Source organism: Limnohabitans planktonicus II-D5 (genome assembly GCF_001270065.2).
GTDB lineage: Bacteria > Pseudomonadota > Gammaproteobacteria > Burkholderiales > Burkholderiaceae_C > Limnohabitans_A > Limnohabitans_A planktonicus.
In genome coordinates this window covers 71,174-86,444 of sequence record NZ_LFYT02000004.1, presented here as the reverse complement: position 1 = coordinate 86,444, position 15,271 = coordinate 71,174, and the positions used below count along the sequence as shown (strand labels likewise).

At 60.3% G+C, this 15,271-nt stretch carries 15 protein-coding genes; 2 read left to right on the top strand and 13 right to left on the bottom strand.

Going from position 1 to position 15,271, the window contains the following annotated elements; all coding sequences use genetic code 11:
* Positions 1-511 precede the first annotated feature (511 nt).
* The 4 genes from H663_RS24870 to H663_RS24855 are packed head-to-tail and all read right to left on the bottom strand — an operon-like array spanning position 512 to position 2,788.
* Positions 512-820 (bottom strand): nucleotidyltransferase family protein, encoded by a 309-nt coding sequence (locus H663_RS24870; RefSeq protein WP_053171109.1) that lies wholly within the window; start codon positions 818-820, stop codon positions 512-514.
* Positions 807-1,241, bottom strand: coding sequence for a nucleotidyltransferase substrate binding protein (locus tag H663_RS24865; protein WP_053171112.1), 435 nt, complete (start codon positions 1,239-1,241; stop codon positions 807-809). The genes H663_RS24870 and H663_RS24865 overlap by 14 nt, the downstream gene beginning before the upstream one ends.
* A gap of 46 nt (positions 1,242-1,287) precedes the next feature.
* Complete coding sequence (gene pyrF / locus H663_RS24860; protein WP_205872678.1) at positions 1,288-2,139, bottom strand: orotidine-5'-phosphate decarboxylase; 852 nt, start codon at positions 2,137-2,139, stop codon at positions 1,288-1,290.
* A 49-nt stretch (positions 2,140-2,188) separates the two neighbouring features.
* Entirely contained in the window at positions 2,189-2,788 is a 600-nt protein-coding gene (locus tag H663_RS24855) for a methyltransferase family protein (protein ID WP_053171115.1), read from the bottom strand.
* Between the two features lie 61 nt (positions 2,789-2,849).
* Between H663_RS24855 and H663_RS24850 the strand changes: the two genes are divergently transcribed.
* Entirely contained in the window at positions 2,850-3,323 is a 474-nt protein-coding gene (locus H663_RS24850) for a MerR family transcriptional regulator (RefSeq protein WP_165803856.1), read from the top strand.
* 12 nt (positions 3,324-3,335) lie between these two features.
* Positions 3,336-4,223, top strand: coding sequence for a DMT family transporter (locus H663_RS24845; protein ID WP_053171122.1), 888 nt, complete (start codon positions 3,336-3,338; stop codon positions 4,221-4,223).
* A gap of 37 nt (positions 4,224-4,260) precedes the next feature.
* Here the strand turns inward: H663_RS24845 and lpxC are convergent, their stop codons facing one another.
* The 9 genes from lpxC to murD all read right to left on the bottom strand — a co-directional run bounded on the left by lpxC (position 4,261) and on the right by murD (position 15,268).
* Complete coding sequence (gene lpxC / locus H663_RS24840; RefSeq protein ID WP_053171125.1) at positions 4,261-5,184, bottom strand: UDP-3-O-acyl-N-acetylglucosamine deacetylase; 924 nt, start codon at positions 5,182-5,184, stop codon at positions 4,261-4,263.
* Positions 5,185-5,329: 145 nt separating this feature from the next.
* The gene (gene ftsZ, locus H663_RS24835; protein WP_053171128.1) at positions 5,330-6,538 is read right to left on the bottom strand and encodes a cell division protein FtsZ; all 1,209 of its coding nucleotides are present in this window, start codon (positions 6,536-6,538) and stop codon (positions 5,330-5,332) included.
* 132 nt (positions 6,539-6,670) lie between these two features.
* Positions 6,671-7,900, bottom strand: coding sequence for a cell division protein FtsA (ftsA, locus tag H663_RS24830; RefSeq protein WP_053171130.1), 1,230 nt, complete (start codon positions 7,898-7,900; stop codon positions 6,671-6,673).
* Positions 7,901-7,941: 41 nt separating this feature from the next.
* Positions 7,942-8,730 carry a cell division protein FtsQ/DivIB gene (locus H663_RS24825; RefSeq protein ID WP_053171133.1) on the bottom strand — a complete coding sequence of 263 codons (789 nt, stop codon included), beginning with the start codon at positions 8,728-8,730 and terminating at the stop codon, positions 7,942-7,944.
* Positions 8,727-9,692: a D-alanine--D-alanine ligase gene (locus H663_RS24820; protein ID WP_083451093.1), complete on the bottom strand. Its 966-nt coding sequence runs from the start codon at positions 9,690-9,692 to the stop codon at positions 8,727-8,729. The genes H663_RS24825 and H663_RS24820 overlap by 4 nt, the downstream gene beginning before the upstream one ends.
* Complete coding sequence (gene murC, locus H663_RS24815) at positions 9,689-11,098, bottom strand: UDP-N-acetylmuramate--L-alanine ligase (RefSeq protein WP_053171140.1); 1,410 nt, start codon at positions 11,096-11,098, stop codon at positions 9,689-9,691. The genes H663_RS24820 and murC overlap by 4 nt, the downstream gene beginning before the upstream one ends.
* The gene (murG, locus tag H663_RS24810; protein WP_053171143.1) at positions 11,095-12,159 is read right to left on the bottom strand and encodes an undecaprenyldiphospho-muramoylpentapeptide beta-N-acetylglucosaminyltransferase; all 1,065 of its coding nucleotides are present in this window, start codon (positions 12,157-12,159) and stop codon (positions 11,095-11,097) included. The genes murC and murG overlap by 4 nt, the downstream gene beginning before the upstream one ends.
* Positions 12,156-13,406, bottom strand: coding sequence for a putative lipid II flippase FtsW (ftsW, locus tag H663_RS24805; RefSeq protein ID WP_240620379.1), 1,251 nt, complete (start codon positions 13,404-13,406; stop codon positions 12,156-12,158). Before ftsW ends, murG begins: the two co-directional genes overlap by 4 nt.
* Before the next feature lie 38 nt (positions 13,407-13,444).
* Positions 13,445-15,268 carry a UDP-N-acetylmuramoyl-L-alanine--D-glutamate ligase gene (gene murD / locus H663_RS24800; RefSeq protein ID WP_053171146.1) on the bottom strand — a complete coding sequence of 608 codons (1,824 nt, stop codon included), beginning with the start codon at positions 15,266-15,268 and terminating at the stop codon, positions 13,445-13,447.
* Between the last annotated feature and the right edge of the window lie 3 nt (positions 15,269-15,271).

Here is a 15,271-nt window from a genome sequence, read left to right as displayed (position 1 = left end):
AAAAAACCGCCGGGCTTTGGGGCTCCGGCGGTATGTATCGAGATATTCGGGTGCTTATGCGCTCGCCTCTCGTCCGCCGGGGACTGAGAACCAAAAGTAAAAAAAGTAAAAAGCGATGCGCGAAGACATGGGCTTCAATGTATCACAGGTTGATGACGGCACTTGTCAGGGCTTGCCCGAAGAAGGGGGTGGGCAAAGGTTCGGATGGGGGTGAACCGCTTCCCATGGCCCAGCAACAATTTGCTGTTATTGAACGAAGACAGTTCGAGAGCGAGTGAGCAAACGAACCAGCCGCCTGTAGCAATACAGGTCTGCACACCAGCAGAGGCAAAGGAAACTCGCAAGACTCTTGCAACAAGAATCAAGAAAAGGGCCTTCGGGCCCTTTTTCTTTGGTGTGGCCTCACACACTGAAATTCTGACACTACCCGCCTCTACAAAGGGGTGGCAATGTAAACAGCTTGGGGCCGGATCAATCATGCCCACTCGATCCATGCGCAAAGACTTGTTGCTCAAACCTGCAAACACACGTACCCCGCTTCAATGTTGGCGTGAAACGCCTGTGGCAAGCGGGACCACTGATGAACGTCCACCATCATGGGCAAGTTGCTGTCTTGCAGCGCTTGTTTCAACTCGATCCAACCGGGAACGTCTTGGCTCAAATTGGAGGGGTTGCGCAGCACCAGATCCAGGTCACTGCCTTCGTGGGATTTGCCGTTGACGCGGCTGCCATAGGCCCACACTTGCGCTTGCGGGGTGTGAGTTTTCAGCAGCGCCAGCAGCGTGTGCAGGTGGCGCTCGGGCAGATCAAGCGCTGGCATCAAAAACTTTTTGCAGTACGGCCGCCAAATTGCGCACGTCTTGCAGATAAGCAGGCAAAAGTTGAAGGGTGTCGTTGGCAAATCCTGCGCCATAGTCGTGCGCGGTGCTGTTGCGGTTGGCCCGGTAGGCCAGCCAGCGCTCCACCTCGGCGCTGCTCAAAACGCCGTGCTTGCCTGCATGGCGCAAGACATCGTTGAACACCAGCGCGTCCACACTGCGAGGCGAAGCTTCGAACGCCTTGAGTGCTTTGCGCAACAACTTGCCCGCTGTTTCAAGCGACAACTCAAAACTCTTGATCGCGGCATTGCGGTACAAGTCAAACAGCACGCTGTCTGACGATTCAGGATGCCGATCAATGGCCAGCAAGGCTTGCTCCAAGGTGGCAGCGGTGCGCTCCAGATGCGTCACATTCAAAGTCATGTTCGCTCCTTGTATGTCTTCGCTGCTTGAGACGATCACCGTCTTTTCAAGCCTTTATGCCTTTGGCCGCCTCCAGCGTGTCCCGCGTCTGCATCGCCACTTGGCGCGCAGCTTGCTCGAAGTCGTCACCGCTCGATGCATACAGCACCGCACGCGATGAGTTGACGATGATGGCCCCTACGCTGGAGCCGTCGGCATGGCCGCGCCAGCCGGCCTTGACGGTGGCCACGGCGTCGCCGCCTTGTGCGCCCACGCCGGGTATGAGCAAGGGGAGCGTAGGGGCCAATTCACGCACGCGCTCGATCTCGGCTGGGTAGGTGGCACCCACCACCAAACCGAGTTGGCCGTTCAGGTTCCAGGGGCCTTGGGCCAGTTGGGCAATGTGTTCGTACAAACGGGGTTGGCCCTCCACCGTGGCCAAGCGCTGGTTTTGCAGGTCGTCACCGCCGGGGTTGGAGGTGCGGCAGAGCAAGAATGCGCCTTTGCCTTCGTACTTGAGGTAGGGGGCCACCGAGTCCCAGCCCATGAAGGGCGAGAGGGTCACGGCGTCGGCGCCATAGCGCTCAAAGGCTTCTTTGGCGTATTGCTCGGCGGTGGAGCCGATGTCGCCGCGCTTGGCGTCCAAAATGATGGGCACATGCGGGGCCACGCGGCGCATGTGTTCCATCAGGCGTTCGAGCTGGCCTTCGGCGCGGTGCGCGGCAAAGTAGGCAATTTGGGGTTTGAAGCTGCTGACCAGGTCGGCCGTGGCGTCGACGATGCGGGCGCAAAAGTCGTAAATTTTGTTCGCGTCGCCCTTGTAGGCGGCGGGGAACTTGGTGGGTTCGGGGTCCAGGCCCACGCAAAGCATGGAGCCGTTTTGGCGCTCAGCGGCGCGCAGCATGTCGAGGAAGGTCATGGGGGTGGATTGTACTTTTCCACCCTTTTCCTCCCTTTTTAACGCCGCCTCACCACCAGCGCGGCACTTTCACACGGTAGCTTTCGTACGCCTGGCCGTAAACAAGTGGTAAATGCGCCTCCTCCAGTCGCACCTGGATCTGGATCAACAACTCACCGCACACCAGCAACAACAAAGTCAAGGCATTGGGCAGCAAGCACAAGAGCGCCCACAAGTTCAGGCGCATCGACAGGAATATCGGATTGCGCGAACGGGCAAACAGGCCGTGCGTCACCAAAGGTCCGGGGGTGTCTGCATCCAAGCCAATGCGCCAGGACATGCCCATTTGGCGCTGCGCCCAGACCACCCCCAAGCCGCTCACCACCAAGATGCACCACCCGAATGCGCGCACATAAGCCTTGTCCAGCCAAGCCACGGGCGGTGCGATCTCGTCGGAAGGCCACCCCAGGGTCAGTGCCGTCAAATAGACAAAGCACAAGGCCAACACCCCTTTGAACATGCGCCCGACATACCCCTGCGCATCGTCCGTGGCGGGCAGTCGCATGGGGTTCAGCCCGGTGGCACGGTAAATACTCAGCGATCGCCACACGATGACAGCCCCGGCATAAACGACAAAGTAAACCCATAAATATCCCGCGAAATGGTTCATATACAACTCCAGAAGTCATTTGATTGAAGATGAGATGATTGGAAACCTTCAAGCTGCTGCAATGTCAACACCCTGCATGAACAAGCTCTCGACACCTACTCTTCGCATTGGCCAAGTGGCTCTGGCCAGCGGCATGAGCACGGCCAGCATCCGTTTTTACGAACAACAAGGCCTGTTGAGTCCGGCAACACGCTCCAGCAATGGCTACCGCGCTTACAGTGCACAAGACGTTGAACGCTTGCGGCGCATACGCACTTGCCGGAGTCTGGACATGTCGATCCAGGAAATTCAAGCCCTGCTGCAGGTGCCCGGTGATTCACCCACCGTTTGCGAAGTCACGTCACAGGTGTTGCTGGAGCACCTGGAGCATGTGGCACACAGGATCGAGGAACTGCAAGAACTCAAGAGCAGGCTTGAAGCCTTGCAGGGACTTTGCCAACACCCCGTCGATGCCGAATGCCCAACGCAAGCGGCCATGGGGCAAATGGAGGCCAGCTCCAAATCACGGTCCAGCCATCACCTTCGACACCTTTGAACCACACACCCCATGCACAAACTTTCTCCCCGCCAATGGACCCTGCTGGTTTTGCTCACCCTGGTCTGGGGCATCAACTGGCCGGTCATGAAAATGGGCGTCACGGGCTTTCCGCCTTTGACCTTTCGGGCCATGTGCCTGTGTCTGGGCACGCCGGTATTGGGGCTGGCTTTGCTGGCCATGAAGGTGCCGTTTCGCATTCCCCGTGCGCATTGGCGCGAGTTGCTGGTGTTGGCGGTGTTCAACATGTTCATTTGGCACGCGCTGATCATCATCGCGGTGCAATCGCTGTCCAGCGGACGCGCGGCGATTTTGGGCTACACCATGCCCATGTTTTCGGCCTTGCTGGGGGCGTGGGTGTTTGGCGACCAGTTGGCCAAACGCGCTTGGGCCGGTGTGGCTGCGGCCAGTCTGGGGGTGGTGCTCTTGCTGTGGCACGAGTTGTCCAACCTGAGCGGTCGGCCCACAGGGGTCTTGCTGGCCTTGGTGGCGGCCAGCACTTGGGCGCTGGGCACGCAAATGTTGCGCCGCTCGCAGATGCCGATTTCCACATTGACGATTTCGTTTTGGATGACCTTGCTGACCACCGGGGTCATGAGCGTGCTGGCCGTGCTACTGGAGAGTGATCGCTGGGTGGCCCCCACGCCTTCCAACTGGTTTGCGATTGGCTACAACGCGGTGCTGGTGTTTGGCTTTGCACACGCTGCCTGGTTTTTTCTGGCGCGCAGTTTGCCGCCTGTGGCTTCCACCCTGAGCGTGATGCTGATCCCGGTGCTGGGGGTGTTCAGCGGCGCGGTGTGGCTGGGTGAGGTGTTGCACTGGCAAGACTGGGCAGCCGTTGGATTGATGACGGCCTCGATTGCTTTTGTGCTGTGGCCAGCCCAAAAGGCCGTGGCCTGATGCCTTTGCCCACACTGGGGGGCAAGCCCCCAAGCGCTTACCAAGCAGGCTGCAAAGCCGCAAATCCTTTGGGCGCCAAGCTGGCTTTGTCAAAGCTCACCACTTCGTAGGCATCGGGCTGGGACAGCAGCTCGCGCAGCAGCAAGTTGTTCATGGCGTGGCCCGAGCGGAAAGCGCTGTAGGCGGCCAGCAAGGGTTTGCCCACGATGTACAGATCGCCCATGGCGTCGAGGATTTTGTGTTTGACGAATTCATCGTCATACCGCAGCCCGTCGGAGTTGAGCACTTTGTAGTCGTCCATGACGATGGCGTTGTCCAAGCCGCCCCCCAAGGCCAGGCCATTGGCGCGCAGCATTTCCACATCTTTGGTGAAGCCAAAAGTGCGGGCGCGGGCGATGTCGCGGGCATACACCCCTTCGGACATGTCAAACACCACCTGCTGCCCCGTGGAATCCACGGCGGGGTGGTGAAAGTCGATTTCAAAGCTCAATTTGTAGCCGTGATAGGGCTCAAGGCGTGCCCACTTGATGTTCTGTCCCTCGCCTTCGCTGACCTGCACGGTCTTGAGCAAGCGGATGAAACGCTTGGGGGCGGCTTGCTCGGCAATGCCTGCGCTTTGCAGCAAAAACACAAACGAAGAGGCCGAGCCGTCCAGGATGGGTACCTCTTCAGCGGTGATGTCCACATACAGGTTATCGATGCCCAAGCCTGCGCAAGCAGACATCAGATGCTCCACTGTGTAGACCTTGGCTTGCCCCACAGAAATGGTGGACGCCAATCGGGTGTCGGTCACCGACTCGGCTTTCACAGGGATGTCCACGGGCTCGGGTAAATCGATGCGGCGAAACACAATGCCCGTGTCCGGTGGCGCAGGACGCAGCGTCAATTCGACCCGCTGGCCACTGTGCAAACCCACGCCGACGGCATGGGTCAAGGTTTTGAGGGTGCGTTGAGCAAGCATGGCTGAATTTTAGTTGGCAAGGCCTGGCGCTGTCATGACAAGGGCTTGCAGGACGAGCATGCACTGCACATGACGGCCCATGAAAATGGGGCCAGACGGGCAAAGCCCCTCTGGCCCCAAAAGCACCTGGGTCTGATTGAGTCGATCAGTCAGCTTGCTTGCGCAAGAAGGCCGGGATTTCGATGTCATCCATGCCGGCGGCCGACATGCCGTCCACACGGGTGGCCGCGTGGGTGCGGTTGTTGCGCCAGATGGCAGGTGTGCTCATGCTGTTGGGCAACGAAGTTGCAGTGTTCGCGCTAGACGCCACAGCATCTTGGCCGCCCATCATGAAAGGCACATTGTCGGTGCCGGTGCGGATCACTTGCATGGGGTTTGAACGTCGTGCGCCTTGCTTGGACAAGCCGGTGGCCACCACGGTGACTCGGATTTCTTCACCCAAGTTCTCATCGTGCGCTGTGCCATAGATCACATGGGCGTCTTCGGATGCACAGGATCGGATGGTGTCCATGGCGCGCTTGGATTCCGAGAGCTTCAAGGAGCCTTTGGCAGCGCTGATCAGAACCAGCACGCCGCGAGCGCCTTTGAGATCGACGCCTTCGAGCAGCGGGCAAGCCACGGCTTGCTCTGCCGCAATGCGGGCGCGGTCCGGACCGCTGGCCACTGCCGTGCCCATCATCGCCTTGCCTGGCTCGCCCATGACCGTGCGCACGTCTTCAAAGTCGACGTTCACATGGCCAGGCACATTGATGATTTCGGCAATGCCACCCACGGCGTTTTTGAGCACATCGTTGGCATGCGCAAACGCCACATCTTGCGTCATGTCTTCACCACCGGGCAACTCCATCAATTTTTCATTGAGCACCACGATCAGTGAGTCCACGTTGGCTTCGAGCTCCACCATGCCCTCATCGGCATTGCTCATGCGGCGCTTGCCTTCAAAGTCGAAAGGCTTGGTCACCACGCCCACCGTCAGGATGCCCATGGATTTGGCGATGCGCGCAATCACGGGCGCAGCACCCGTGCCCGTGCCGCCACCCATGCCCGCGGTGATGAACAACATGTGCGCGCCTTCAATGGCTGCACGGATATCGGCTTCCGCGCTTTCAGCGGCTTCGCGGCCTTTGTCTGGCTTGCTGCCGGCACCCAGACCGGTTTGACCCAACTGAATGAAACGGTGCGCCGCACTGCGCGCCAGCGCTTGTGCATCGGTGTTGGCGCAGATGAACTCCACGCCTTGAACCTGACGCTCGATCATGTGTTCGACGGCGTTGCCGCCGCCGCCACCGACGCCGATCACTTTGATCTGTGTGCCTTGGTTGAATTCTTCGCTTTGAATCATTTCGATGCTCATGGTGCTCTCCTAAATCTGAAAATGGGTTTTGCCTGAATGTGGGGTGTGTGCGCAGCTTGCGGGCGTTTCAACATCGCCTGGGCCTGAATGCGGGTGGGCTGCCTCTGATCAGAAAGTGTTTTTTGGGATTCATCAGAAGTTCCCCACAAAAAAATCACGCAGACGGCCAAAGGCGTTGTTCACTGAACTTTGCTTTTGGGTGACTTTGTAGCCGCGCAGACGCGCCATGCGCGCTTCTTCCAGCAGGCCCATGACGGTGGCCGCGCGTGGCTGACTGACCATATCGGCCAGGCTGCCCCTGTATTTGGGCAGCCCCCGACGTACTGGCTTGAGGAAGATGTCTTCGCCCAACTCGACCATCCCCGGCATGACGGCGCTCCCCCCCGTGAGCACGATGCCCGAGGACAACACTTCTTCGTAGCCCGACTCGCGGATGACCTGGTGCACCAGCGAGAAAATTTCTTCGATGCGCGGTTCGATCACACCGGCCAGCGCCTGCTTGCTCAACATGCGGGGGCCACGGTCGCCCAGGCCCGGCACTTCAACCTGCGCATCCGGGTCGGCCAGCAGTTGCTTGGCATAACCGCTTTCGACCTTGATGTCTTCAGCGTCCTTGGTGGGCGTGCGCAACGCCATGGCGATGTCGCTGGTGATCAGGTCGCCCGCAATCGGAATGACAGCTGTGTGGCGGATCGAGCCGTTGGCAAAAATGGCCACATCCGTGGTGCCTGCGCCGATGTCCACACAGACCACGCCCAATTCGCGCTCGTCTTCGGACAACACGGCCAGGCTCGATGACTGGGGGTTGAGCAGGAACTGCTCGACCTCCAGGCCACAGCGGCGCACACATTTGATGATGTTTTCTGCCGCGCTTTGGGCACCCGTCACGATGTGCACCTTGGCTTCAAGCCGCATGCCACTCATGCCAATGGGCTCTTTGACTTCCTGGCTGTCGATGACGAATTCCTGTGGTGCCACCAACAGCAAACGCTGGTCGGTCGAGATGTTGATGGCACGCGCTGTTTCCATCACGCGGGCCACATCGGCGGGCGTGACTTCCTTGTCCTTGATGGCCACCATGCCACTGGAATTGATGCCCCGGATGTGGCTGCCTGTGATGCCGCAATTCACACGGGTGATCTTGCAGTCGGCCATCAGTTCGGCCTCTTTGAGGGCCTGCTGAATGCTTTGTACGGTGGCATCAATATTGACCACCACACCCCGCTTGAGGCCATTGCCCGGCGCGATGCCCAGCCCGGCGATCTTGAGCTCACCGTCCGGCATCACCTCGGCCACCACGGCCATGACCTTGGAGGTACCAATATCCAAGCCGATGACCAGGTCTTTGTACTCTTTTGCCATTTGACTCACCGTTTCCGTTTCATTTTTCGTGGCCTGATCGCTCAGGGCTTTTGCTTCGTGGGGGTGTCAATCGTGCTGACACCACGCAGTCGCAGGGCATAACCATCTTTGTGACGCAAATCCGCAGCCAACAAGGCCGTTGGCGTTCTGCCGTAACGGGACGTGACCTGTGACAGCGTTCTCAAAAATCGTTGCACATTGGCACCCAGCTCAGCCTCTGTACCCCGGCCCAATTCAAGTTGCGCACCGCCTTGCAGCAAGACACGCCAGCTGCCTCTGGGCGTCAGTTCAATCTGCTCGATCCCCATGTCCACCGCATCCAACAACGGTGACAGGTAGCGGTACATGTGCACCACATCCAAAGACAAACCCTCTGGCCCCTTCATTCGGGGCAATTGCTCGACATCCACGTCTTGCACATTGGCCTCAAACACCTGGCCTTGTTCATTGACCATGGTGTTCGCATCTTCATCGCCCCACAAAGCAATCGGACGGTGCTCTTGCAAAATGGCACGTAAGCGGTTGGGAAAATCGCGGTGTATCACTGCCGTGCGCACCCATGGCACATCTTCAAAAACCTCACGGGCCTGCGCCAGATCGAGCGTGAAAAAGTTGCCACTGAGCTGCGGCATCACATTGGCGCGCAAGGTGACCGCGTTGTTGTGCCCGACTTCTCCTTGCACGGTGATGGACTCGATCGCAAACATCGGGTGACGGATCAACCACCATGCCCCACTGGCCAGACCCAGCAACACGAGCACGACCACCAGCATGGCCGTGGTCATGTTCATGAGCCGGATATCCAGCGGCAAGGGCATGGTGGGGTTCATCCCAAGCTCTCCTGTGCGTTGTCCAACGCAGCCGATGCCAGCAACTGGCTGCACAAGACCTCATAGCTGATGCCCGCAGCGCGTGCCGACATGGGCACCAATGAATGACCTGTCATGCCCGGCGAGGTGTTGATTTCCAGCAGATAGGGCTGGCGTGTGGCGGCGTCAATCATCACGTCAATGCGCCCCCAGCCTCGGCAACCCAGCACCTGGTAGGCCTTGACCACCAGGGCTTCAATGGCGGCTTCTTCCAAAGCGGGCAGACCACTGGGCACCAGATACTGGGTATCGTTGGTGAAGTATTTGTTCTGGTAGTCGTAATTGCCTTCGGGTGCCACGATGCGAATGATGGGCAAGGCTCGGGCGGTGTCGCCTTCGCCCAGCACCGGGCAAGTGACCTCGTCACCCACAATGCATTGCTCGCACAGGATGTCGGCGTCGCACTGTGCGGCGGCCGCTAGGGCGGCGGGCACATCTTGCGCATGCAGCACTTTGCTCACGCCAATCGACGAGCCCTCGCGCGCCGGTTTGACGATCATCGGCAAGCCCAGAGTCTCGACCAGCTGCGCCACAGACACAGTGGCCAGTTGGGCACGGCGCACCAGCACATAGGCAGGCGTGGGCAAACCCTCAGCCAGCCAGACGCGCTTGGTCATGGTTTTGTCCATGGCAATGCTGGACGCCATCACGCCCGAACCGGTGTAGGGAATGCCCAGCAATTCAAGCGCGCCTTGCACGGTGCCGTCTTCACCGAAGCGCCCATGAAGGGCGATGAAGCATCGGTCAAAGCCATCGCGTTTCAACTCGCTCAGTTCGCGCTCGGCCGGGTCAAACGCGTGCGCGTTCACGCCCTCGGCCTGCAGGGCACTGAGCACACCCTGGCCAGACATCAAGGAGACTTCCCGCTCTGCCGAGCGTCCGCCCATGAGGACAGCGACCTTGCCTGCGTTTGTTGCGCTCACAGGGCACCTCCTGTCTCAACCACTTTGGCGGGCACACCCCCAATGGAGCCTGCGCCCATGCAAATGAGCACATCACCATCGCGGGCGTTGCTCAACACGGCTTGCGTCATGTCGGCGATGTCGTCAACAAACACCGGCTCGACCTTGCCCGCCACGCGCAAGGCCCGCGCCAGCGAGCGGCCATCGGCGGCCACAATCGGCGCTTCGCCTGCGGCATACACCTCGGACAGCAACACGCTGTCGCAGCCCTGGCCAATAACTTTGACGAAATCCTCGAAACAGTCGCGTGTGCGGCTGTATCGGTGCGGCTGAAAGGCCAGCACCAAACGACGGCCCGGAAAAGCACCACGGGCTGCGGCCAGCGTGGCAGCCATCTCAACCGGGTGGTGGCCGTAGTCATCAATGACCGTGAAGCGCCCAGCGCCCCCCGGCACGGCCACATCGCCATAACGCTGAAAGCGCCGCCCCACGCCTTTGAAACCGGCCAGCGCCCGCTGCACAGCGGCGTCATCCACACCCAGTTCCACGGCCACAGCCACGGCGGCCAGGGCATTGAGCACGTTGTGCAGGCCTGGCAGGTTCAGCACCAAATCCAGGTCAGGCAAGGTGACACCGTTGCTGCGCTGCACCGTGAAATGCATCTGGCCGTTTTCAGCGCGCACATTCACGGCACGCACTTGAGCGCCTTCGTTCAGACCATAGGTGGTCACTGGACGGGCGATGTCGTCCACGATGGATTGCACGCCTGGGTCATCGCTGCACACAATGGCCGTGCCATAAAAGGGCATGCGGTGCAAAAAATCGACAAATGCCGACTTCAGTTTGGCCAGGTCATGGCCATAGGTTTCCATGTGGTCGGCGTCGATGTTGGTCACCACCGCCATCACCGGCAGCAGGTTCAAAAACGAGGCATCCGATTCGTCAGCCTCGACCACGATGTAGTCGCCCGTGCCCAGCTTGGCATTGGCCCCGGCGCTGTTCAGACGACCACCGATCACAAAGGTGGGGTCCAGACCGGCTTCGGCCAGCACGCTGGCCACCAGGCTGGTGGTGGTGGTCTTGCCGTGTGTGCCGGCAATGGCCACGCCCTGCTTCATGCGCATGAGCTCGGCCAACATCACTGCACGCGGCACGATGGGAATATGGCGCTCGCGCGCGGCCAACACTTCGGGGTTGTCGGCTTTCACAGCAGTCGATGTGACCACTGCATCGGCATCCTTGACATGATCAGCCGCATGGCCCACATGCGTTTGAATGCCCAATGCGGCCAGTCGGCGCAAGGTGGCGCTGTCGGACAGATCAGAGCCTGAAATCTGGTAACCCAGATTGAGCAAGACCTCGGCAATGCCGCTCATGCCCGAGCCACCAATGCCGATGAAATGGATGTTTCGGATGGCGTGTTTCATGCATTCAACTCCTTGCAAGCCATCACGACATCGCGTGTGGCATTTGTTTTTTTCTGTTCGTAAGCTTTTTCGGCGCAAGCGAGCAAGCTCTCGCGCTGCAAACCCGCCAGCTGCAGGGCCAGGCCTTGTGCGTTCAACTGCGATTGCGGCATGAGCCAGCCCCCGCCGTGCGCCACCAAGAACTGGGCATTGGTGGTCTGGTGGTCGTCCACCGCATGCGGAAACGGCACAAACAGGGCCGCTGCACCGACTGCGGCGATTTCGGTCACGGTGCTTGCGCCTGCACGGCAGATCACCAGATCAGCCTGCGCAAAAGCGCTGGCAGTGTCGTCAATGAAAGGCGTCAACTCGGCCTGCACGCCAGCGGCTGCGTAATTGGCCCGCAAAGCCTCGATTTGTTTGGCCCCGCTTTGGTGGATGACTTGCGGCCTTTGATCAACAGGCAGCAATGCCAGTGCTTGCGGCACGATGTCATTGAGCGCTTTGGCGCCCAAACTGCCGCCCACCACCAACACGCGCAGTGGCCCGCTGCGGCCTGCAAATCGCACCGCGGGTGGCGCTTGTTCGGTGAACTCTGGGCGCAAGGGATTGCCCACCCAGGCCCCCTGGGTGAAGACATCGGGGAAAGCGGTGAGCACCCGGCTGGCCACGCGGGCCAGCACCTTGTTGGACAGACCCGCCACCGAATTTTGCTCATGCAACACCACCGGCTTGCCACACAAGCGCGCCATCAGTCCACCCGGCAAGGTGATGTAGCCGCCCAGGCCCAGCACCACATCGGGCTGCACGCGGCGCACCACCTGCAGGCTTTGCCAGAAAGCCCGCCCCAGCTTGATGGGCAGCTTGAGCCAGGTCATGGGGCCCTTGCCCCGCACACCACCAAACTCCACAGTCTCAAACGCGAAACCGCGCGGCGGCACCAGCTGGCTTTCCATGCTGTTTGGCGCGCCCATCCAGTGCACGCGCCAGCCTTCGGCGCGTAAGGCTTGCGCCACGGCCAGGCCCGGGAAGATGTGCCCGCCTGTGCCGCCCGCCATCACCAATGCACAGGGTTTGTTCATGAACGCCCTCCTCGCATGAGTTGTTTGTTTTCGGCGTCGATGCGCAACACAATGGCGATGGCCACCAGGTTCATCATGATGGCTGAGCCGCCGTAGCTCATGAACGGCAAGGTCAACCCTTTCGTGGGCAAGGCACCCAGGTTCACGCCCATGTTGATGAAAGCCTGAAAGCCGATCCAGATGCCCACGCCCTGGGCCACCAAGCCAGAAAACACCTTGTCCAGTGCGATGGCCTGTCGGCCAATCACCATGATCCGGCGGCTCAGCCACAAGTACATGAAAATGGCCACAGACACCCCGACCAGGCCAAATTCTTCACCAATCACAGCCATCAAAAAATCGGTGTGCGCTTCAGGCAACCAATGCAGTTTTTCGACACTGCCGCCCAGGCCCACGCCCCAGATTTCGCCCCGGCCAATGGCAATCAGCGAATGCGTCAACTGGTAGCCCTTGCCCAGGGCATAAGCTGCATTGAATGGATCGAGGTAGGCAAAAATCCGCTCACGACGCCAGGGCGACAGCGCAATCATGATCACAAAGGCGACCACCAGCACACTGAGGATCAGCATGAACATGCGGACATTGACCCCGCCCAGAAACAGGATGCCCATGGCGATGACAGCGATCACCAAGAAGGCCCCCATATCAGGCTCGGCCAGCAAAAACACACCCGCCACCGTGACGGCAGCCGCCATGGGCCACACAGCACGGAAGAAGTCTTCCTTCACGTCCATCTTGCGCACCATGTAATTGGCTGCATAAATGATGGTCGCCAGCTTGGCCAGTTCGGAGGGCTGAAAATTCATGACGCCCAAGGGAATCCAGCGACGCGCACCGTTGACACTTTTTCCGATGTAAGGCACCAGCACCAAGGCCAGCAGCACCAAGGCACAAACGAACAAAGGGCGCGCCATTTTTTCCCAGGTGACCATGGGCACCTGAAACGCCAGCAAAGCCACCACTGCACCCAGTGACAGCGACAACACATGACGCCACAAGTAATGGGTGTGGGTCAAGCGCACCAAACGGGGGTTGTCCGGCATGGCAATGGAGGCCGAATAGACCATGACCATGCCCCACATGAGCAGCGCCACCACCACCCAGACCAGGGCCTGATCCACGCCTTGCAGCCGCGCACCGGCTGAGCCCGACTGGCCTGCATATTCGTAACCCCCTAAATTGACTGGCAAACCCGCGTGGCTGACCACTGGCGTGCCGCCGGAGAACAATGTTCCCAGGCGGACCAGTGCAGCGCGCGCGCGTTGTGTCAGATTCAGGGTTTCACTCACAGACCGCCCTCCATCGACACACCCGCGGCATCTGCCAATTCGGCCACCGCCTGGCAAAAGACCTGGGCACGGTGCTCATAGTTTTTGAACATGTCCAGACTGGCGCATGCAGGCGACATCAGCACCGCATCGCCGCTGTGGGCCATGTCTTTGGCCAGCGTGACCGCAGCAGGCAAGCTGTCTGCGTCTTGCAGGGGCACACCGCACAGGCCCAGCGCTTCGCGGATCAGGGCAGCATCGCGGCCCATGAGCACCACACCGCGCACATATCGGCTGACCGGATCGGCCAGAGGGGAAAAGTCCTGTCCTTTGCCATCGCCGCCCAGAATGACAACCACCCGGCGGTCAGCCCCCAAGCCGTTCAAGGCAGCCACCGTGGCACCCACATTGGTGCCTTTGCTGTCGTCGAAATACTCCACCTCATGGATGAGCGCAACGGGCTCCACCCGATGCGGCTCGCCCCGGTATTCACGCAGGCCATACAGCATGGGGGCCAATGCACAGCCGGCCGAGCTGGCCAGTGCCAGTGCCGCCAGTGCATTGATGGCGTTGTGCCGTCCACGAATGCGCAGGGCATCGGCTGGCATCAAACGCTGGATATGCAATTCTTCGGCCTCGTCTTTGCGACGGCGGCGGGTTTCGTCCGCTTCCAGGGCGCGCACCAGCCACGTCATGCCGTTCATGACCTCGATGCCGAAATCCCCCGGGCGCTGAGGCATGTCGCCACCAAAGGACACATAGGCCCGCTCTTGCGGGCGCTGCAACTTGACGCGAACGGGCTCGGGCCGCATGGCCATGACGAGCTTGTCTTCACGGTTGAGCACCATCAGTCCTTGCTGGCCAAAGATGCGCGCTTTGGCGGCGGCATAGGCGCTCATGGAGCCATGCCAATCCAGATGGTCTTGCGAGATGTTGAGCACCGTGGCTGCCGTGGGCTCAAAGCCCTCGCTGCTGTCGAGCTGAAAACTCGACAGCTCCAGCACCCAGACCTGCGGCAATGCCAGGGCCATGGGGTCCACGGGGGCTGTCTCAGCAGGCGTCTGAAACGCTGGCGACATGGGCTCGGCAGACGCCCCTTCGGGCTCGGCGACTGGCTCAGCAGACGCAGTGATGGGCTGATCGGTATCGGTATCGGCCTGTTCCACCTCTTGCGCTGTGGGTGACTGCGGTGGGGCGCTGGCCATTGACGGTTTGCTTGCAGTGACAGGCGCATTCGCTGCGGCCTGCGCGGCATTTTCAGCCGCATTTTCGGCCGCACTTTCGGCCTCGCGTTCAGCGGCCTCCAGCGCTTGCTGAGCCACCAGCACCTGGGCTTCTTGCAAGGCCTCGGCCAGGGTGTCGAGCAAGGTGGGGCCGATGTTGCCCGCCACCTTGACGCGCTTGCCCGCACGCGCCACCAATTGCCCGGTCAGCGATGTGACGGTGGTTTTGCCGTTGGTACCTGTGATGGCCAGCACCTGCGGGGCATAGCCATAGGTGGTTTTCAAGTCTTGCAGCACAGCGGCAAACAAGGCCAACTCGCCGCCTTGCCACAAACCCATGGCCTTGGCCGCATCAAACACGGGTGCCACCACTTCGGGTACCAAGCCAGGGCTGCGAAAGACCGCCCGCACGTCCGTGCCTTCGACCAGTGCGGCGCTGAATTCGCCTGAGACAAAACGCACGTTCGGCCACTCGGCCTGCAACGCAGCCAGCTGCGGCGGTGCTGCGCGGGTATCGGCCACGGTCACATTCGCCTCGGCACGGGCGCACCAACGGGCCATTGCCAGGCCCGAAGCACCCAAACCGAGAATCAGAACGTGTTGACCTTGAAGCTGCATGGT